Consider the following 16,651-nt stretch of genomic DNA (forward strand, 5'->3'; position numbering starts at 1 on the left):
CTTCGATGAAAGGGCGGCTGTTCCTCCTGGGTCTCTGTGCCGGAGTCCTCGTGCTCGTCGCGCTGTGGGCGGACACGACGCGGCTTCCACCGCCGCTCGAGCTGGGGGAGCTCGCGGCCAGGCTGGAGCCCGGGGAGGAGCTGTCCGGCGGAGCGACCACCGTGCCGGACCCGGGGCGGAACGCCTTCGGGCGCTCGCCCATGAACCTGGCGCGCGCCCGCTGGCCCGGATTCCACGCCGGCAAGCGCATCTTCGACCGCGACTGGACCGACGTGGAGGGCCCCGTCCAGGTGGGGCCGCTGTTCAACGCGGCCTCCTGCATGACGTGCCACGTGAAGGACGGCCGCGGCCGGCCTCCGGCGTCGCCGGCAGAGACGCCCGTCTCGCTGGCGTTCCAGCTCACCGCGCCGGAGGGCCAGGGGCCCCATCCCCGCTACGGCGTCCAGCTCGACGTGCGGCACGTGGCGGGGACGGCCGCGGAGGGCACCGTGGAGGTCCGCTATGACGAGGTGTCCGGCAGGTTCTCCTCGGGGGAGTCCTATGCGCTGCTCCGGCCGCGCTACACCTTCGCCGCGCTGACGAAGGGGCCGCTCGAAGACGGCGTCCGCTTCTCGCCTCGCGTCGCGCCGGTGAACTTCGGGCTGGGGCTCCTGGAGGCGATTCCCGAGGCGGCGCTCCTGGCCCACGAGGACCCGGACGACCGGGACCAGGACGGCATCTCCGGCCGGGCCAACCGGGTGCTGGACGTGGAGCAGGGCCAGCCGCGGCTGGGCCGCTTCGGGTGGAAGGCCAACCAGCCCACGCTCCGGCAGCAGGTCGCCCACGCGCTGGTGGCGGACATGGGGCTGACCACGACGCTGTATCCCCGTGAGCAGGGGCATGACGCGCGGGGCGCCGCCGACGCGCCCGAGGTGAGCCCCCAGGAGCTGGACTCGCTCCTCTTCTACACGCGGCTGGTGGCCCCTCCGAAGCGGCGGGACTGGAGCGCACCCGCCACGCTCCGCGGCAAGGCGGTGTTCGCGGCCATCGGGTGTGGCGGCTGCCACCTGACCACGCCCTTCGAGACGGAGGAGGTGCCCGGCTTCCCGGAGCTGTCCCACCAGAAGCTCTACCCGTACACGGACCTGCTGCTGCACGACCTGGGCGAAGGGCTCGCGGATGGGCGTCCGGACGGGCTCGCCACCGGCCAGGAGTGGCGCACCCCACCGCTCTGGGGCATCGGGCTGGTGAAGGTCGTGAACGGCCACACCCGCTTCCTGCACGACGGGCGCGCGCGCGACCTGGAGGAGGCCGTGCTGTGGCATGGCGGCGAGGCCGCCCCCGCCCAGGAGCGCTACACGCGCCTGCCCCTGGCGGACCGCCAGGCCCTGCTCACGTTCCTCGAATCGCTCTGAGCGCCCCGCGCCTCGCGTCAGGAGGCCGCGACACCGGGAGCGTCGCGGTCCCCGGCGGGACGTCGCATCGGCTGGGCCTTTCCGTAGGTGAGCGAGCGCCACAGCCACTCCGCCGGGCCGAAGCGGAAGCGGGACAACCACAGGTGGCTGAACACCACCTGCGCCGCGAAGACGAGGCCGCTGATGACCACGATGCGTGACGGCGGCAGCTTGCCGATGAAGCCCAGCCCCCAGCCGTCATAAATCCAGATGCTCACCGCGGACTGCGTCAGGTAGTTCGTCAGCGCCATGCGGCCCACCGGCGTCAGGACGCCCAGCCAGCGGCGCCAGCGCTCGCGCTGGAAGAGCAGCGCGAAGGCCGCCACGTAGGCCGCGCCCATGGCGATGTAGCCCGGCTCCTGGAGGCTGTTGAGGAGCATCATCCAGGGCCCCTGCGGATCCCACTCCAGCACGCCGGCCTTGCGCAGCCGGTACAGCACCAGCCCGCTGCCATTGAGGACCAGGCCCACCCCCAGCCCCCAGGCCAGAATCCGGCGCAGCAGCGCGCGGTGGCGCGCCACGTCCTGCAGCAGGAGCAGCCGCCCCGCCAGCAGGCCCAACAGGAAGCGCCCCAGGATGAGGCTCATCCAGAGCACGCGCCGGAAGCCTCCGCCCATGTTCTCCAGGAAGAAGCGCGCGTTGCCCGCCTGCGCCGTCCAGAACGACTCGCTCGACAGCGCCACCAGGGTGTCGGCCTTCAAGGCCAGGTCCTTGGCCCGGCTGGCCTTCGCCGCCTCGGCCGCGGCCTCCGCGCCGTGCAGCAGGACGGGCGTGTAGCGGATGACGGCGGGGACCAGGAACGGCATCACCGTGACGAGCCCCAACGCCCAGAACAGCACCGTGCGGTTGGCGCGCGCCCGGAAGGCCATCAGCAGGAAGCCCACCATCGCGTAGGTGTGGAGGATGTCCCCCGTCCACAACAGGAGGGCATGCGCCAGGCCGATGCCGAAGAGCACCAGCAGCCGCCGGCTGTAGAGCGGCACCGCGGAGTCGCCTCGCGCCTCCGCCCGGGCGAGCTGGATGGAGAAGCCCAGGCCGAAGAGGAACGAGAAGATGGAGACGAACTTCTGCGTCACGAAGAGCTGGTAGACGGCGCCCACCACCTGCTCCAGCAGGGGCACCGACAGCGCGGAGACTGCCTCGGGCGACATGAACGCCCGGCCGCTGAGCCACATGAGGCTGTTGGAGACGAAGACGCCCCACAGCGCGAAGCCCCGGAGGGCGTCCAGCAACACGACGCGCTCGGAGGCCTCCACCGGGCGCGCGCCGGAAGCGGTGCTCGCTGAAAGCGGACGCGATTCAGACATGCCCGCAGCAGACGCGCGCCGCCGCCTTGCCGTCAATCCCACCCAAGCCCGGATGGCGGGACCCGCGGGCCTGTCCCCTCCTGGCGCGGCGGGTGTGCTGTAGTGCCACCCCGCTCCCCCCGTCGGACAGGAGTCCGCCCCGTGAAGATTTCGCACCTGCTGGCCCTGCTGCTCACCTCCCTGGCCGTCCCTGGCGGCCCCGCGCTCGCCGCGGAGACGCCTCCCGTCCTGGGCGGTCTCGACGCGCTCTACCCCGGGCTCGACGCGCTCTACCGCGACCTGCACCAGACGCCGGAGCTGTCCAACCAGGAGACGAGGACGGCGGCGAAGCTGGCCGAGCGCCTGCGCAAGCTCGGCTTCGAGGTGACCTCCAAGGTGGGCGGAAACGGCGTGGTGGCGCTGCTGCGCAACGGCCCGGGGCCCACGGTGATGCTGCGCGCGGACATGGACGCGCTGCCCGTGGAGGAGAAGACGGGCCTGCCCTATGCGAGCAAGCAGAAGGCGAAGGACGCCACGGGCACGGCCACCTCGGTCATGCACGCGTGCGGGCATGACGTGCACATGACGTCATTGCTTGGGACGGCCACGCTCCTGGCCCGGTCGAAGGACCGGTGGCGCGGCACGTTGCTGCTGATTGGCCAGCCGGCCGAGGAGGTGGGCGCGGGCGCCCGGCAGATGCTCCAGGACGGCCTCTTCAAGCGCTTCCCCAAGCCGGACTTCGCGGTGGCGCTCCACGTCAACACCGCCGCGGCGGGCACGGTGGAGTTCACCCCCGGCTATGCCATGGCGAGCGTGGACAGCGTTGAAGTCACCCTGCACGGCAAGGGCGGGCACGGCGCCTACCCCCACACCACCGTGGACCCGGTGGTGATGGCCGCGCGCGTCGTGCTGTCGCTCCAGACGCTCGTCAGCCGGGAGAAGAACCCGCTGGAGCCCGCGGTGGTGACGGTGGGCGCCATCCACGGCGGCACCAAGCACAACATCATCCCCGACGAGGTGAAGCTCCACCTCACGGTGCGCTCGTACAAGCCCGAGGTCCGCAAGGCGCTGCTGGACGGCATCGAGCGCATCGCCAAGGCGGAGGCCCTGGCCTCTGGCGCGCCCCGCCCGCCCGAGGTCGCCATCACCGAAGGCACCCCTTCCACCTTCAACGACCCCGCGCTCACCCGGCGGCTGGTGGGCGCGGTGTCCCGCGTCCTGGGCGAGCGGAACCTCCAGGAGGCGCCGCCCGTCATGGGTGGCGAGGACTTCTCCGAGTACGGGCGGGCGGGCGTACCCGCGGTGATGCTCTGGCTCGGCTCCACCGAGCCACGCCAGTACGCCAAGGCCAAGGCCGAGGGCACGCCGCTGCCCTCGATGCACTCGCCCCTCTTCGCGCCGGACCGCGAGCGCACGCTGCGTACGGGGGTCACCACGCTGACCACCGCGGCCCTGGAGCTGCTCGGCAAGCCGTGAAGGACGGGGCCGCGCGAGGCGCGCGCGCTGATTTGACTCGGAGGAATACGAAACCGTAGACAGGCCGCCTCTCGCATCGCGACAGGAAGTCCTCCTTGCTCAATCGCAATCGTTCCCTGCTTGCCCTGCTGGGGGCTTCGCTGTGGTGGGCCGCCGGCTGCCAGTCGAACGCCTTCGTCGGTCATGAAGGCACCGTTCGCAGCGGCACCTCCGTCCTCCTGAACCTTCACGTCTACGCAGGTCCGGGTGGGGACACGGCCCGTGACGGACAGCTCGTGTCCTGCATCGCCCTGCCCCAGGGCTGGCAGGCGCCTGGCGGCAGCTACACCTATGCCGGTTCGGCGGCCACCGCCGGGCAACCCGGCGGGACGGAGCTCTCCGCCGAGGCCCAGGCCGCCTGGCCGGTCAACGACGCCTCCTGGCACTGCCTGGTGTCGGAGCGCGTGACGACGCTGGCGCAGGAGGAGGCCATCGCGACCGCGCAGCTCTCGCTCCCCGTGCCCGCCGTGGCCCAGGGGGCGTACCGGGTGCGCTACCAGAGCGGCTTCCGCGACGTGACGCCCCCGGACAGCGGTGAGCAGGCGCCCTACCAGGCCACGGACTTCTCGGGACGGCTGGAGCGCCAGCTCCACGTCAACGTGGAGCCCGCCACCACCTTCGACCACTGGGAGGCGGGCGTCTCCACCGGCGTCTCGCTGAAGCCCGCCGCGACGCGCGCCTGGTACGGCAACGGGAACTTCCTGGCGGCGACCCGCGGGCAGGCGGAGGTGCTGCGCTCCACGGACGGACGCCAGTGGGCGGGCTTCGTTCCCGTGATGGAGGGGACCACGTCGCCGCTCACGGTGGAGCGGCTCGTCGCCTTCCAGCGCAAGTGGTTCGGCGTGGCGAACGGGACCCTCGTCGTCTCGTCCGACAACGCGCACACCTGGGCCACCGCCTACCAGGACCCGCCGCCCGAGGGCGAAACGCAGGGGCGGCGCTTCCTGGAGCTCGCGCTCAGCGGCAACCGGATGGTGGCGGTGGGCACCTCGGGCCTCATCGCCAGCTCCACGGACGGGGCGACGTGGACCGACGAGAGCATTGAAGGCGCCTATGACATCGCGACGCTGGTGCCCGGCCAGAACAGCTTCCTCGCCGTGGCCTACCCGTTCGCTGGCGCCCCCTCCGACACACCCTTCCTGGTGCGCCCCCGGAGCACCGGGGCGGGCTGGGAGCTGTTCCAACCCGCGAGCCTGAAGGGGCTCGTCATCGCCGGGCTCACCGGCGGCAATGGCCGCTTCCTCGCGTTCGTCCAGCCGCAGCAAGCCCTCCCGCCCCCGCCCCTGGCGCCCCAGGCCGAGGAACCGGCGAGCGGCTTCTTCCTCTCCGAGGACCTGGGCGGCACCTGGACGCGCGTGGAGAGCCTCCAGGTCCCCGCCGACGCGCCAGCGCCCGTCCCGCTCATGGCCTTCGTCGACCAGAGCTTCGTCGTGAGCTGGACGGTGGTGCCGCCCGAGAGCACGGAGCTTCTGCCCGCGTTCGAGCTGCACGTGTCGGCGGATGGCCGCGAGTGGACGTCGCACCCGACGGGCGCGGGCGGCGCCTATCACTCCGCGTCCTTCGCCTCGGGTGACACCTCGGTGGTCGCGGTGAGCGAGCACCGCCTCCTGGTGGCGACGCGCCGGCCCTGGCCACTCCCGGAGCTCCTCACGGAGACGCTGCCGCCGTTCCGGGTGGGCATGGCCGCCAACGTGGCGCTGAGCACGCGCGGCTCCGGCACGCTGACCTTCGAGCTGGAGGGCACGCTGCCCTCGGGCCTGACGTTCGACTCCGCCACCGGCACCTTCACGGGCACGCCGGCGCAGGCGGGCAGCTCCGCCGTCACCGTGCGCGTTCGCGACGCGCGCGGCGGCGTGGCGACGCGCACGTACAGCGTGGACGTGACGGGCTCGTTGAGCATCGACAGCAACCCGCTTGCCTCCGCGACGCAGGGCAGCGCGTACGAGGCGCGCTTCACCGTCCAGGGCGGCCGGGCCCCGTATACGTGGAGCCTGGCCGGCGGCACCGTGCCCGGTGGCCTGACGATTCAGCAGCGGGACGGCGCCTATGTGCTGAGCGGCATCCCGACGGCCAGCGGCACCTTCCCGCTGACGGTGCGGGTGACGGACTCGGCGAACCAGACGGCGGAGCGGAGCGTGTCGCTACAAATCGCGCCCACGCCTCCGCCCACGCCTGACGAGGGCGACAAGCCCGGCGGCTGCGGTTGCAGCGGCGGCGGCGCGGGCGTCCAGGCCCTGGGGCTGGCCGCGCTGGCCCTGCTCGGCCGCGCCCGCCGGAAGCGCCAGGCGTGAAGGCAAGGCCCTGATGTCCCCTGCCCACGCGGGGCGGCGTCAGGGCCTCCTGCTTCGCCAGCATCCGGGCCCGTGGGCCGGCCCGCGCTCCCACGCGGGCCGTCAGTTGCCCAGGCGCTCCAGCAGCCAGCCTCGGACGTAGGCCCAGTCACGCTTCACGGTGACGGGCGACACGCCCAGCACCGCGGCGGTGTCCATCAAGTCCAGGCCCACGAAGTAGCGCAGCTCCAGCATGCGCGCGAGCCGCGGCTGGAAGGTGTCCAGCTCCGAGAGCGCCCGGTCCAGCTCCAGCACCTCCAGGCTCAGGCCCGCCGGGACATCCGCCTCCGCGTCCCCCAGGCTCACCCGCTCCAGCCCGGCCTCGCGAATCTGGGCCCGGCGCAAGCGCGCCCGGTCCACCATCACCCGTCGCATGGCCTGCGCCGCGGCGCCGAAGTAGTGACGCCGCGCCTCCAGCGGCGCCCCCGCGCCGAAGAGGCGAAGCCACGCCTCCTTCACCAACACCGCGGGTTGCAGTGACGGAGGCGAGCCCTCGTCGCTCGCGGCGCGCTGCGCCATCTCCCGCAGCTCCTGGTAGGCCGCCGCCATCAACGCCTCTCGTGCGCCCTGCTCACCCCGGCGCGCGTGGTCCAGCAGCTCTGTCAGCTCCGACATGCCCACATTCACCTCCAGGCCAGACGGGTTCGCCGCCCCCTCACAGAGAAACTACGCCCTCAACGAGAAATCTTGGAAAACTGGGGCTGATACCCCTCACCGCGCAACGATTGCCCCGGCGAGGAGGGTGGGAAGGCGACAATCTCCTACCCATGAGGCAGCCCTGAATGGGCCGCCAGCGGTGGGGCTCGCGCCGCGGGTAGAATCACGGCTTCGCCCTCCAGTGACTCCGCGCGGCACATGGAGCGCGCGGGCCTCGGGCGCCCCAGGGCTCAGCCGCCCAGTGACAGCAGCCGCTCCACCGCCGCGCGCACGTCGCGCAGCAGCGCCGGGTCCGTCACGGCGACGAAGATGGTGTCATCCCCCGCCACTGTCCCCGCGAGCCCTGGCAGGTCCCGCTCCTTGTCCAGCGCCAGCGCGAGCACCGGCGCGAAGCCCGGCGCCGTCCGAATCACCAGCAGGTTGGGCGGCGCCTCCAGGATGGTGACGCGCGGCCGCTCCGGGACCACCGAGGGCGGCGCGGGCGCGCGCTGATAGCGCCCCCCCACCTTCAGGATGCCCAGCTTCTTCAGCCGCCGCGACAACGTCGACTGGCTCGGCGCCTGACCCTCCGCCTCCAGGAGCTGCTGCAACACGGCCTGATCGCCGATCTCCCGCTCGCCGATGAGCCGGAGGATGGCCTCGTCCAGATTCATTCCCACCAACATGCATGCTCGTGAATATTCATGCAAGCGCATGCATGCGCCTGTTGCGAATAATCCGCTTGCGCGGCGCGTCTTTCTGCATAATATCCGCCGCCTTTTCGCGGCGATGCACGCATTTTCACGCATATTCATCACGAATATGCAGCCCGGAGCCGCTGGGGAGGACAGGCCCATGAAGCACGTCACGCACATCAAGGATCTGGGGCCGGAGGGCGTGGAGGCGGTGCTCGCGCAGGCGGCCGCGTGGAAGCAGAAGGGTCCGGAGGGCGCGCTCTTCGCCAACACGCTGCTGGGCATGGTGTTCTTCAACCCGTCGCTGCGCACCCGCACCTCGTTCGAGGCCGTCATGCTGCGCGGGGGTGGCAACGCCATCATCCTGGACGTGGGCGCGGGCGTCTGGAAGCTGGAGCACCGCGAGGGCGCGGTGATGAACGCGGACCGGGCCGAGCACCTCAAGGAGGCCGCGCCCGTGCTGTCCCGCTTCGTGGACCTGCTGGGCGTGCGCACCTTCTCGCAGGGCGGCGGTGACGAGGAGGACGAGCTGGATCCTGTCATCAACGCGTTCCGCAAGTGGTCCACCGTGCCGGTGGTGAGCATGGAGTCCGCGCGCGAGCACCCCTGCCAGGGCCTGGCGGACGTGCTGACGCTGCGCGAGACGTTCGGCGGCACGAAGAAGCTGCCGGTGACGCTGACGTGGGCGCCGCACATCAAGCCGCTGCCCAAGGCCGTGCCCAACTCCTTCCTGCTGAGCGCGGCGGCGGCGGGCTGCGAGGTCCGCGTGGCCCATCCTCCCGGGTTCGACCTGCACCCGGCCGTGCGCGCCGAGGCGGAGGCGTACGCCCGGGCCACGGGCGGCAGCATCACGTATACGCACGACCAGGACGAGGCCCTGGCCGGCAGCCGCGCCGTCTACGCCAAGTCGTGGGGTCCCACGGCCGCGGCGGCCTTCTCCCCCAACGACGTCACCGCGCTGCTCGCGTCCTACTCCGGCTGGATGCCCACGCGCCTGACGATGTCGCGCGCGGCGAAGGACGCGGCCTTCCTCCACTGCCTGCCCGTGCGCCGGAACGTGGAGGTGGCCGATGAGGTCCTGGACCACCCGAGCAGCCGCGTCGTAGACGAGGCCAGCAACCGCTACCACGTCCAGCGCGCGCTCCTGCACTGGATGCGCTCGCGCTGAGCGGTCCCTCCGGCATTCCTCCCTTCCTGACTTCGAGGTCTCACGTGCCCCTTTCGCCCGACCCCTACTCCGCGCTTCGCAACGCGGCGAAGTACGTGCAGCAGTTCCGCCGCAAGACGTTCGTGGTGAAGCTCGGCGGCGCCATGCTGAGCGACCCGCGCCTGCGCCGCGCCGCCTGCGAGCAGATCGCCCTGCTGTGGACCTTCTCCATCCGCCCCGTCGTGGTGCACGGCGGCGGCCCGGAGCTGGACACGCTGTGTGACGCCCTCCACCTGCCGGTGGAGAAGGTGGCGGGCCGCCGCGTCACCTCCGCGCCCGTGCTGGACGCGGCGAAGATGGTGCTCGCGGGCAAGCTGCACACGGACCTGCTGGCGGACCTCCAGGCGGCGGGCGTGCCCGCGGTGGGCCTGAGCGGCGTGGACGCCGGCCTCATCAAGGCGCGCAAGCGCCCGCCCGTGATGGTGACGGAGGCAGGCGCCACCGAGGGCAGGCTGGTGGACTACGGCCTGGTGGGCGACATCGAGCAGGTGGACACCCGCGTGGTGGAGCACCTGCGCTCGGCGGACTACGTGCCCGTCATCGCCCCGCTGTCGGGCGGCGCGGACGGCGCCGTGTACAACACCAACGCGGACACCGTGGCCGCGGCGCTCGCGGTGGCGCTGTCCGCCGAGAAGCTCTTCTTCCTGGTCCAGGTCCCGGGCCTGCTGAAGAACGTGAGCGACCCGTCGTCGCTCGTCACGCTGGCCAACCTCACGGACCTGGCCACCATGGAGAGCACCGGCGCCATCTCCGGCGGCATGAAGCCCAAGGCGCACGCCATCCGGCACGCGCTGGTGGGCGGCGTGGGCAGCGTGCACCTCGTCAGCGGCGTGCAGCCCAACGCGCTCCTGGAGGAGGTCTTCACCAACGAGGGCAGCGGCACCATGGTCGTGCGGGAGAACGCCAACAAGCCCGCCGGGGCGGTGGGATGAAGGCGGCGGAGCTGCTCCAGGCGCTGGTGGCCATCCCCAGCGTGTCGGGTGACGAGGGCCGCATCGCGGACACCGTGTCCGGGTGGGCGGAGGGCTGGGGCGCGCGCGTCCAGCGGCAGGGCCACAACGTGTGGTTCTCCGTGGGGAGCGGGCCGCGCCGGCTGCTCGTCAACTCGCACCTGGACACGGTGAAGCCGTGCGCCGGGTGGACGTACGAGCCCCACGCGCCCGTGTGGCGCGAGGACCGCCTGTACGGCCTGGGCAGCAACGACGCCAAGGGCTGCGTGACGGGCATGCTGCTCGCCGCCAAGGCCCTGCTCACCGAAGGTCCGCCCGCGGACGCCGAGGTGGTGTTCGCCTTCACCGCGGAGGAGGAGACGGGAGGTCAGGGCCTGGGCACCCTGCTGCCGGCGCTGGGGCCGCTGGACGCCGCCATCGTCGGCGAGCCCACCAGCCTCAAGCCCTGCACCGCCCAGCGCGGCATGCTGCTGCTGCGCTGCACCGCGCACGGCAAGAGCGCGCACGTGGCGCACGCGCACACGACGGAGGCCGTCAACGCCATCCACCTTGCGGCGGCGGACATCGCGGTGCTGGCCGGGCTGCGCTTCGCGCCCCACCCGCTCCTGGGCGAGGCCCGGGCGCAGGTGACGCAGGTGTCGGGGGGCCTTGCGCGCAACCAGGTGCCGGACCGGTGCGAGTTCTTCGTGGACCTGCGCACCACGCCGGGCATGGAGCACGCGCTGGTGGCGCGGCAGGTGGCCGCCGCGCTGAAGAGCGAGGTGAAGGTCCACTCGGAGCGCTACCTGCCGAAGGCGACGCCTTCGGAGCAGCCCATCGTCCGCGCGGCGGTGGCCGCCTCCGGCGCGCAGCCGGTGGGCTCCAGCACGGCGTCGGACTGGGCCTTCCTGGGGGACCTCCCCGCGGTGAAGGTGGGCCCGGGCGACACGCTGCGCAGCCACCTGGCGGACGAGTTCATCACCCGCGCGGAGCTGGAAGCCGGCGCCGCCTTCTACACGCAGCTCGTTCGGGGTTACTTCGAGGAGGTGGCGCGTGGCTGAGACGCTGTGGGGCAAGGGCCTTCCCCTGGACGCGGCCATCCACCGCTTCACCGTGGGCAACGACCCGGTGGTGGACCTGTCGCTGGCGCCGCATGACGCGCTCGGCTCGGCCGCGCACGCGCGGATGCTGGCGCGCGTGGGCCTGCTGAAGGACGCGGAGGCCCAGGCCCTGGTGACGGCGCTCAAGGCGCTGCACGACGAGGCCCGCGCGGGGACGTTCGTCATCCGGCCCGAGCAGGAGGACGGCCACACCGCCCTGGAGGCGGCGCTGGTGGAGCGCGTGGGCGAGCCGGGCAAGCGCATCCACCTGGGGCGCTCCCGCAACGACCAGGTGCAGCTCGCCCTGCGCCTGCTGCTGCGCGAGGAGGTGCTCACGCTGGGCGCGCGGACCGCCGAGCTAGCGGGGGCCTTCCTGGACTTCGCCCAGGCGCACGCGGACGTGGCGCTGCCGGGCTACACGCACCTGCGCCGGGCCATGCCGTCCACCTTCGGCCTGTGGGGCATGGCCTTCGCGGAGGGGCTGCTGGAGGAGCTGGAGGCGCTGCGAGGCGTGTGGGCGAGGCTGGACCGCTGCCCGCTGGGCGCGGCGGCGGGCTTCGGCGTGCCGCTGCCCATCGACCGGGAGTACGTGGCGGCGCTGCTCGGTTTCTCGCGCGTGCAGCGCAGCCCCATCGACGTGCAGAACGGACGCGGCCGTCACGAGTCCGCGGTGCTGGGCTGGGCCTGCTCGGTGGCGGGCACGCTGGAGAAGTGGCTCTGGGACGTGCAGCTCTACAGCATGGACGAGTTCGGCTTCCTCGGGCTGCCGGACGCGTACACCACGGGCTCGTCCATCATGCCGCAGAAGAAGAACCCGGACGTGGTGGAGCTGGCGCGCGGCCGGTGCCGCGAGCTGCGCGGGCTGGCGCACCAGGTGGAGGCCATCGCCGGCGGCCTGCCCTCCAGCTACCACCGCGACTTCCAGCTCCTGAAGTCCCCCACCCTGACGGCGCTGGGCTCCACGCGCGAGCTGCTGGACGTGCTCACCCGGCTGGTGCCGGCGCTCCAGGTGAAGGCGGACGCGGCGGCGCGCGCCAGCGACGACACGCTGTACGCCGCGCACCACGCCTACGCCCTGGTGGCCCAGGGGCAGGCCTTCCGCGACGCCTACAAGCAGGTGGGCCGCGAGCTGGCGGAGGGAACGTTCCATCCAGACCGCGGCGCCCTGACGGCCACCCACCTGGGTGGCGCCGGCAACCTGGGCCTGCCCCAGGCCCGGGAGGAGCTGGCCGCCGCGCGCGCCTGGCTCGATGAGACACACCGCTCGGTGGCCGAGGCCGCCGGGCGCGTCTGGACGGTTTGAACTGCTTCCCCGCGAGGAGCGAATCATGAGCAACAAGAAGAACGTGGTGCTGGCCTTCTCCGGCGGACTCGACACCGCTTTCTGCACCGTCTACCTGCGCGAGCAGGGCTACGACGTCACCACCGTCACCGTGGACACCGGCGGCTTCCCGCCCGAGCAGTTGGAGCGCATCGCCGCGCTGGCCAGGCAGTTGGGCGCGGTGGAGCACGTGACGGTGGACGCGCGCGACACGCTCTTCCAGGGCTACCTGCGCTACCTCATCGCCGGCAACGTGCTGCGCGGCCAGGTCTACCCCCTGAGCGTGTCCGCGGAGCGGGCCTGCCAGGCGGTGGAGGTCGTCCGCGTGGCGCGCGAGAAGGGCGTCCAGGCGCTGGCGCACGGCAGCACGGGCGCGGGCAATGACCAGGTGCGCTTCGACGTGGCCTTCCGCTCGCTGGCGCCGGAGCTGGAGCTGCTCACGCCCATCCGCACGCTGTCCCTCAGCCGCCAGCAGGAGCTGTCCTACCTGGCCGAGCGCGGCGTCCACATGCCCCCGAAGCTGGGCGCCTACTCCGTCAACGAGGGCATGTGGGGCACCTCCGTGGGCGGCGCCGAGACGCTGGACTCCTGGAGGGCGCTGCCCGAGGCGGCCTTCCCCGGCGGCGAGCTGCCCGCGGACTTGAAGCCCCGCCCGCTCACCATTGGCTTCGAGAAGGGCGTCCCCGTGTCGCTGGACGGCGAGAAGCTGGGCCCCGTGAAGCTGGTGGAGGCGCTCAACGCGCTGGGGCGCACCTACGGCATCGGCCGGGGCGTGCACCTGGGGGACACGATTCTGGGCATCAAGGGCCGGGTGGGCTTCGAGGCGCCGGCGGCGCACCTGCTCGTCACGGCGCACCGCGAGCTGGAGAAGCTGGTGCTCTCCGGCAAGCAGCTCTTCTGGAAGGAGTCGATGGGCAACCTCTACGGCTCGCTGCTGCACGAGGGCCACTTCTTCGACCCGCTGGTGAAGGACCTGGAGGCGTTCCTCACCTCGTCGCAGGAGCGCGTGACGGGTGAGGTGCGGCTGGTGCTGCACGCGCGCACCCAGGTGGTGGAGGGCGTGCGCTCGCCGCACTCGCTGATGGACGCGAAGGTGGCGACGTACGGAGAGGCCAACGTGTTGTGGAACGGCTCGGAAGCCGCGGGCTTCGCCAAGCTGTACGGCGTCGCGCAGATGCTCTCGCATCGCGCGAAGTGAGGGTGCCATGAAGGTTTTCGTCGACAAGGTGGGCAGCGTCACCCGCAACCTCGGCCTGGGCCGGACGGTCCACCTCTCCTCCGAGGTGAAGGCCGAGGAAGGCGCCGTGGTGGCCGTGCGCATCCACGGAGAGAAGAGCAACTACAACCAGCTCGAGGACGTGCACGGGCGCCTGGTGACGCTGCACGCCGGTGACATCGTCGTGGGCGCGCTGGGCCACCGCAACGCGCTGCACGGCTACGAGGGCGTGGTGCCGGCGAGCGTCACGGTGGGCGAGCGGCTGCACGTGCTCAACATGGGCGGCGTCATCGGCAAGTGCACCTCGCACAACCACGGCGTGGGCCTGCCCTTCGAGGCGGAGGTGCTGGGCCAGGTGCTGGAGTTCCCGGAGCTGATGTCGCGCACCGGGCAGCCGGCGCACGTGTCCTCCGGCGCGCTGAAGGGCACCGCGGCGCCGGTGAAGTGCCCCGTCGTCTACGTGGTGGGCACCTGCATGAACGCGGGCAAGACGTTCGCCGCGGCGGCCATGGTGCGCAAGCTGGCGCAGGCGGGCTTCCGCGTGGGCGGCGCCAAGCTGACGGGCGTGTCGCTGATGCGGGACACGCTGAGCATGCAGGACTCCGGCGCGGACGTGGTGATGGACTTCACGGACGCGGGCATCGTCTGCACGGGCCCCCGCACGGGCGCGCGCGTGGCGCGGGTGCTCTTCTCCGAGCTGGCGGCGGAGAACGTGGACGTCATCGTCGCGGAGACGGGCGACGGCATCATGGGCGAGTACGGCGTGCAGGGCATCCTCGCCGACCCGGAGCTCAAGAGCCTGGCGGGCGCGTGGGTGCTGTGCGCCAACGACCCGGTGGGCGCCTCCGGCGGCGTGCGCCACCTGCGCGAGGCGTACGGCATCGACGTGGACGTGGTGGCCGGCCCGGCCACGGACAACGCCGTGGGCGTGCGCTTCGTGGAGCAGGTGGTGGGCATCCCCGCCCGCAACGCCCGCGCGGACGCGGCGGCGCTGGGCGGACTCATCCTGGAAAAGCTCGCCCCCAAGCTGGGCGCGGGGAGGAAGTCATGACGCAGGTCAACATCTACATCCTGGGTGCCTCCGGCTTCGGCGGCGGCGAGCTCTTGCGCATCCTCACCCACCACCCCGCGGTGGCCAGCATCCGCGCGGTGTCGCGGCACCACGCCGGCGAGCCCATCCACAAGGTGCACCCGCACCTGCGCGGCCTGGTGGAGGGCCGCTTCGAGGCGGAGCCCGACTGGAAGTGGCTGGCGGACTGCCAGCAGCCCGTCGTCTTCAGCGCGCTGGGCCACGGCGAGCTGGCCAAACAGTTCTCGGGCCTGGAGAAGCAGTGGGCGGAGGCCGGCATCGCCGAGCGCCTGCTGCTCATCGACCTGTCCTCCGACTTCCGGCTGGACCACCCGGGCCGCTACGCGGGCGCCTACGGCCGGCCCCACCCCTCCCCGGAGCTGCTGGGCACCTTCACCTACGGCCTCACCGAGTGGAAGCGTGACGCGGTGAAGACGGCGAAGCGCATCGCCAACCCGGGCTGCTTCGCCACGGCGGTGCAGCTCGCGCTGCTGCCCATCGCCTCCACGCCGGGCCTGGGGCTGCTGGCGGTGTCCGGCGTCACGGGCTCGTCCGGCTCCGGCTCGCTGCCGGGCGAGGGCACGCACCACCCGACGCGCGCGCACGACTTCCGCGCCTACAAGCCGCTGGAGCACCAGCACGAGGCCGAGGTGGAGGTCATGCTGGTGGCCCACGGCGCGCAGCGGCACCGGCTGGCCTTCGTGCCGCACTCGGCGCCCATGGTGCGCGGCATCTTCGCCACCGTGCAGTTCGAGTGGCCGGAGCACGGCGGCGCGGTGGTGACGGCGTCGCTGATGGAGCGCTACCGCCGCTACTACGAGGGCTCCAGGTTCGTGCGCATCGTGGAGGGCACGCCGCGCATCGCCGCGGTGGCCGGCAGCAACTTCTGCGACATCGCGGTGGCCACCAAGGGCCGCTCGGTGGCCGTCATGGCCGCGCTGGACAACCTGGTGAAGGGCATGGCCGGCCAGGCGGTGCAGAACCTCAATGTCGCCCTGGGGCTGCCGGAAGACACGGCGCTGCGCCAGGCCGCGTGCTACCCGTAGGCCGCGCGCTCTCCGGGCCCGGGCGTGCGCGCCCGGGCCTGTCGCGCGAAGCGGGCGCCTCCTTCGCGAGCAGCTCCCGCATCAGCTTGCGCCCCAGCACCAGCCCGAGCAGCAGGCTCACCACCATGCCGGCGGCGGACACGGCCGTCATCCACGTCTTCCCCTGCCCCAGCGAGCTGCCGAAGAGCGCCGTCAAGAGCGTCCCGGGGAGGGTGCCCACCACGGCCCCCAGCGCCAGCGGACCATAGCGAGCGCCTGACGCGGACGCCGTCGCCAGCATCACGTCCGCGGGAATCACCGAGTTGACGCAGGCGAGGAAGCCGAGCTGGAACCCGTGCTCGCGCGCCGCGCGCTGGAACACCGGGTGCTTGTCCCCGGCCAGCCGCCGCATGGGCTTGCGGCCCAGCCTGCGCGCCAGGAAGTGGATGAGGCCGGTGGCCAGCAGCGTGCCGACGAGCGCATAGGCCGTGCCCATGGCCATGCCGAAGAGGATGCCGCCCACCGCCGTGAAGAGCTGGCCGGGCAGCAGCGTCACCGGCCGCACCGCGAGCAGCAGGATGAAGGCCACGGGCGCCAGCGCGCCCAGCGGCCGGAGCCACTCCGACAGTGTCTGTTGATCCAGGTACTGCGGCCCCAACAGGCGCAGGCCCACGAGCAGGCCCATGGAGATGCAGAGGGGCCCGATGCGCTTGAGACCCGCGCTCAGCCGTCCTCCCTTGGAGCGGGGGTGCCTGGACATGGCACAAAGCTGGGAAGCCTCACGCGCGGACGCAAGAGCGAGCGAGCGCGGCGCGGGAGGCTTGCATTACGCCTCACCCTGGCATTTTGCCTCACCCACCAGGCAGGCGGGGAGCGCGTCGGCCCCGTC

14 protein-coding genes are annotated in these 16,651 nt (G+C 72.4%); 10 read left to right on the plus strand and 4 right to left on the minus strand.

The features are described from left to right. Positions 1-5 precede the first annotated feature (5 nt). On the plus strand, positions 6-1,394 hold the full coding sequence (locus MYMAC_RS25075) for a di-heme oxidoreductase family protein (RefSeq protein WP_095959919.1): 1,389 nt from the start codon (positions 6-8) through the stop codon (positions 1,392-1,394). Between the two features lie 17 nt (positions 1,395-1,411). Here MYMAC_RS25075 and MYMAC_RS25080 read toward each other — a convergent pair whose 3' ends face one another. Continuing rightward, positions 1,412-2,740, minus strand: a complete 1,329-nt coding sequence (locus MYMAC_RS25080; protein WP_095959920.1) for a DUF418 domain-containing protein — start codon at positions 2,738-2,740, stop codon at positions 1,412-1,414. Positions 2,741-2,881: 141 nt separating this feature from the next. Here MYMAC_RS25080 and MYMAC_RS25085 point away from each other — a divergent pair, with 141 nt between their 5' ends. Next, positions 2,882-4,195, plus strand: a complete 1,314-nt coding sequence (locus MYMAC_RS25085) for an amidohydrolase (RefSeq protein ID WP_095959921.1) — start codon at positions 2,882-2,884, stop codon at positions 4,193-4,195. A 95-nt stretch (positions 4,196-4,290) separates the two neighbouring features. Then, positions 4,291-6,525 carry an Ig domain-containing protein gene (locus MYMAC_RS25090; RefSeq protein WP_095959922.1) on the plus strand — a complete coding sequence of 745 codons (2,235 nt, stop codon included), beginning with the start codon at positions 4,291-4,293 and terminating at the stop codon, positions 6,523-6,525. 102 nt (positions 6,526-6,627) lie between these two features. On the opposite strand, the gene MYMAC_RS25095 is transcribed toward MYMAC_RS25090, so the two are convergent. Further along, positions 6,628-7,179, minus strand: coding sequence for a sigma-70 family RNA polymerase sigma factor (locus tag MYMAC_RS25095; protein ID WP_095961678.1), 552 nt, complete (start codon positions 7,177-7,179; stop codon positions 6,628-6,630). 272 nt (positions 7,180-7,451) lie between these two features. Further along, positions 7,452-7,886, minus strand: a complete 435-nt coding sequence (locus MYMAC_RS25100; protein ID WP_013941652.1) for an arginine repressor — start codon at positions 7,884-7,886, stop codon at positions 7,452-7,454. A gap of 169 nt (positions 7,887-8,055) precedes the next feature. On the opposite strand from MYMAC_RS25100, the gene MYMAC_RS25105 reads away from it, so the two are divergent. From MYMAC_RS25105 to argC, 7 genes are read left to right on the plus strand one after another with little or no spacing between them, the layout of a single operon-like run. Further along, the gene (locus MYMAC_RS25105; RefSeq protein ID WP_095959923.1) at positions 8,056-9,063 is read left to right on the plus strand and encodes an N-acetylornithine carbamoyltransferase; all 1,008 of its coding nucleotides are present in this window, start codon (positions 8,056-8,058) and stop codon (positions 9,061-9,063) included. A gap of 44 nt (positions 9,064-9,107) precedes the next feature. Then, positions 9,108-10,034 (plus strand): acetylglutamate kinase, encoded by a 927-nt coding sequence (gene argB, locus MYMAC_RS25110; RefSeq protein WP_013941654.1) that lies wholly within the window; start codon positions 9,108-9,110, stop codon positions 10,032-10,034. Continuing rightward, on the plus strand, positions 10,031-11,092 hold the full coding sequence (locus MYMAC_RS25115; protein WP_095959924.1) for a M20/M25/M40 family metallo-hydrolase: 1,062 nt from the start codon (positions 10,031-10,033) through the stop codon (positions 11,090-11,092). Before argB ends, MYMAC_RS25115 begins: the two co-directional genes overlap by 4 nt. Continuing rightward, complete coding sequence (gene argH, locus MYMAC_RS25120) at positions 11,085-12,434, plus strand: argininosuccinate lyase (protein WP_095959925.1); 1,350 nt, start codon at positions 11,085-11,087, stop codon at positions 12,432-12,434. Before MYMAC_RS25115 ends, argH begins: the two co-directional genes overlap by 8 nt. 25 nt (positions 12,435-12,459) lie before the next feature. Beyond that, the gene (gene argG, locus MYMAC_RS25125; RefSeq protein WP_095959926.1) at positions 12,460-13,650 is read left to right on the plus strand and encodes an argininosuccinate synthase; all 1,191 of its coding nucleotides are present in this window, start codon (positions 12,460-12,462) and stop codon (positions 13,648-13,650) included. Between the two features lie 7 nt (positions 13,651-13,657). Beyond that, the gene (locus MYMAC_RS25130; protein ID WP_013941658.1) at positions 13,658-14,719 is read left to right on the plus strand and encodes a DUF1611 domain-containing protein; all 1,062 of its coding nucleotides are present in this window, start codon (positions 13,658-13,660) and stop codon (positions 14,717-14,719) included. Next, positions 14,716-15,783, plus strand: coding sequence for an N-acetyl-gamma-glutamyl-phosphate reductase (gene argC, locus MYMAC_RS25135; protein ID WP_095959927.1), 1,068 nt, complete (start codon positions 14,716-14,718; stop codon positions 15,781-15,783). The genes MYMAC_RS25130 and argC overlap by 4 nt, the downstream gene beginning before the upstream one ends. Here the strand turns inward: argC and MYMAC_RS25140 are convergent. Next, on the minus strand, positions 15,722-16,522 hold the full coding sequence (locus tag MYMAC_RS25140) for a TVP38/TMEM64 family protein (RefSeq protein WP_095959928.1): 801 nt from the start codon (positions 16,520-16,522) through the stop codon (positions 15,722-15,724). The two genes, argC and MYMAC_RS25140, sit on opposite strands and share 62 nt — an antisense overlap. Positions 16,523-16,651: the final 129 nt, after the last annotated feature.

This window comes from Corallococcus macrosporus DSM 14697 (assembly GCF_002305895.1).
GTDB lineage: Bacteria > Myxococcota > Myxococcia > Myxococcales > Myxococcaceae > Myxococcus > Myxococcus macrosporus.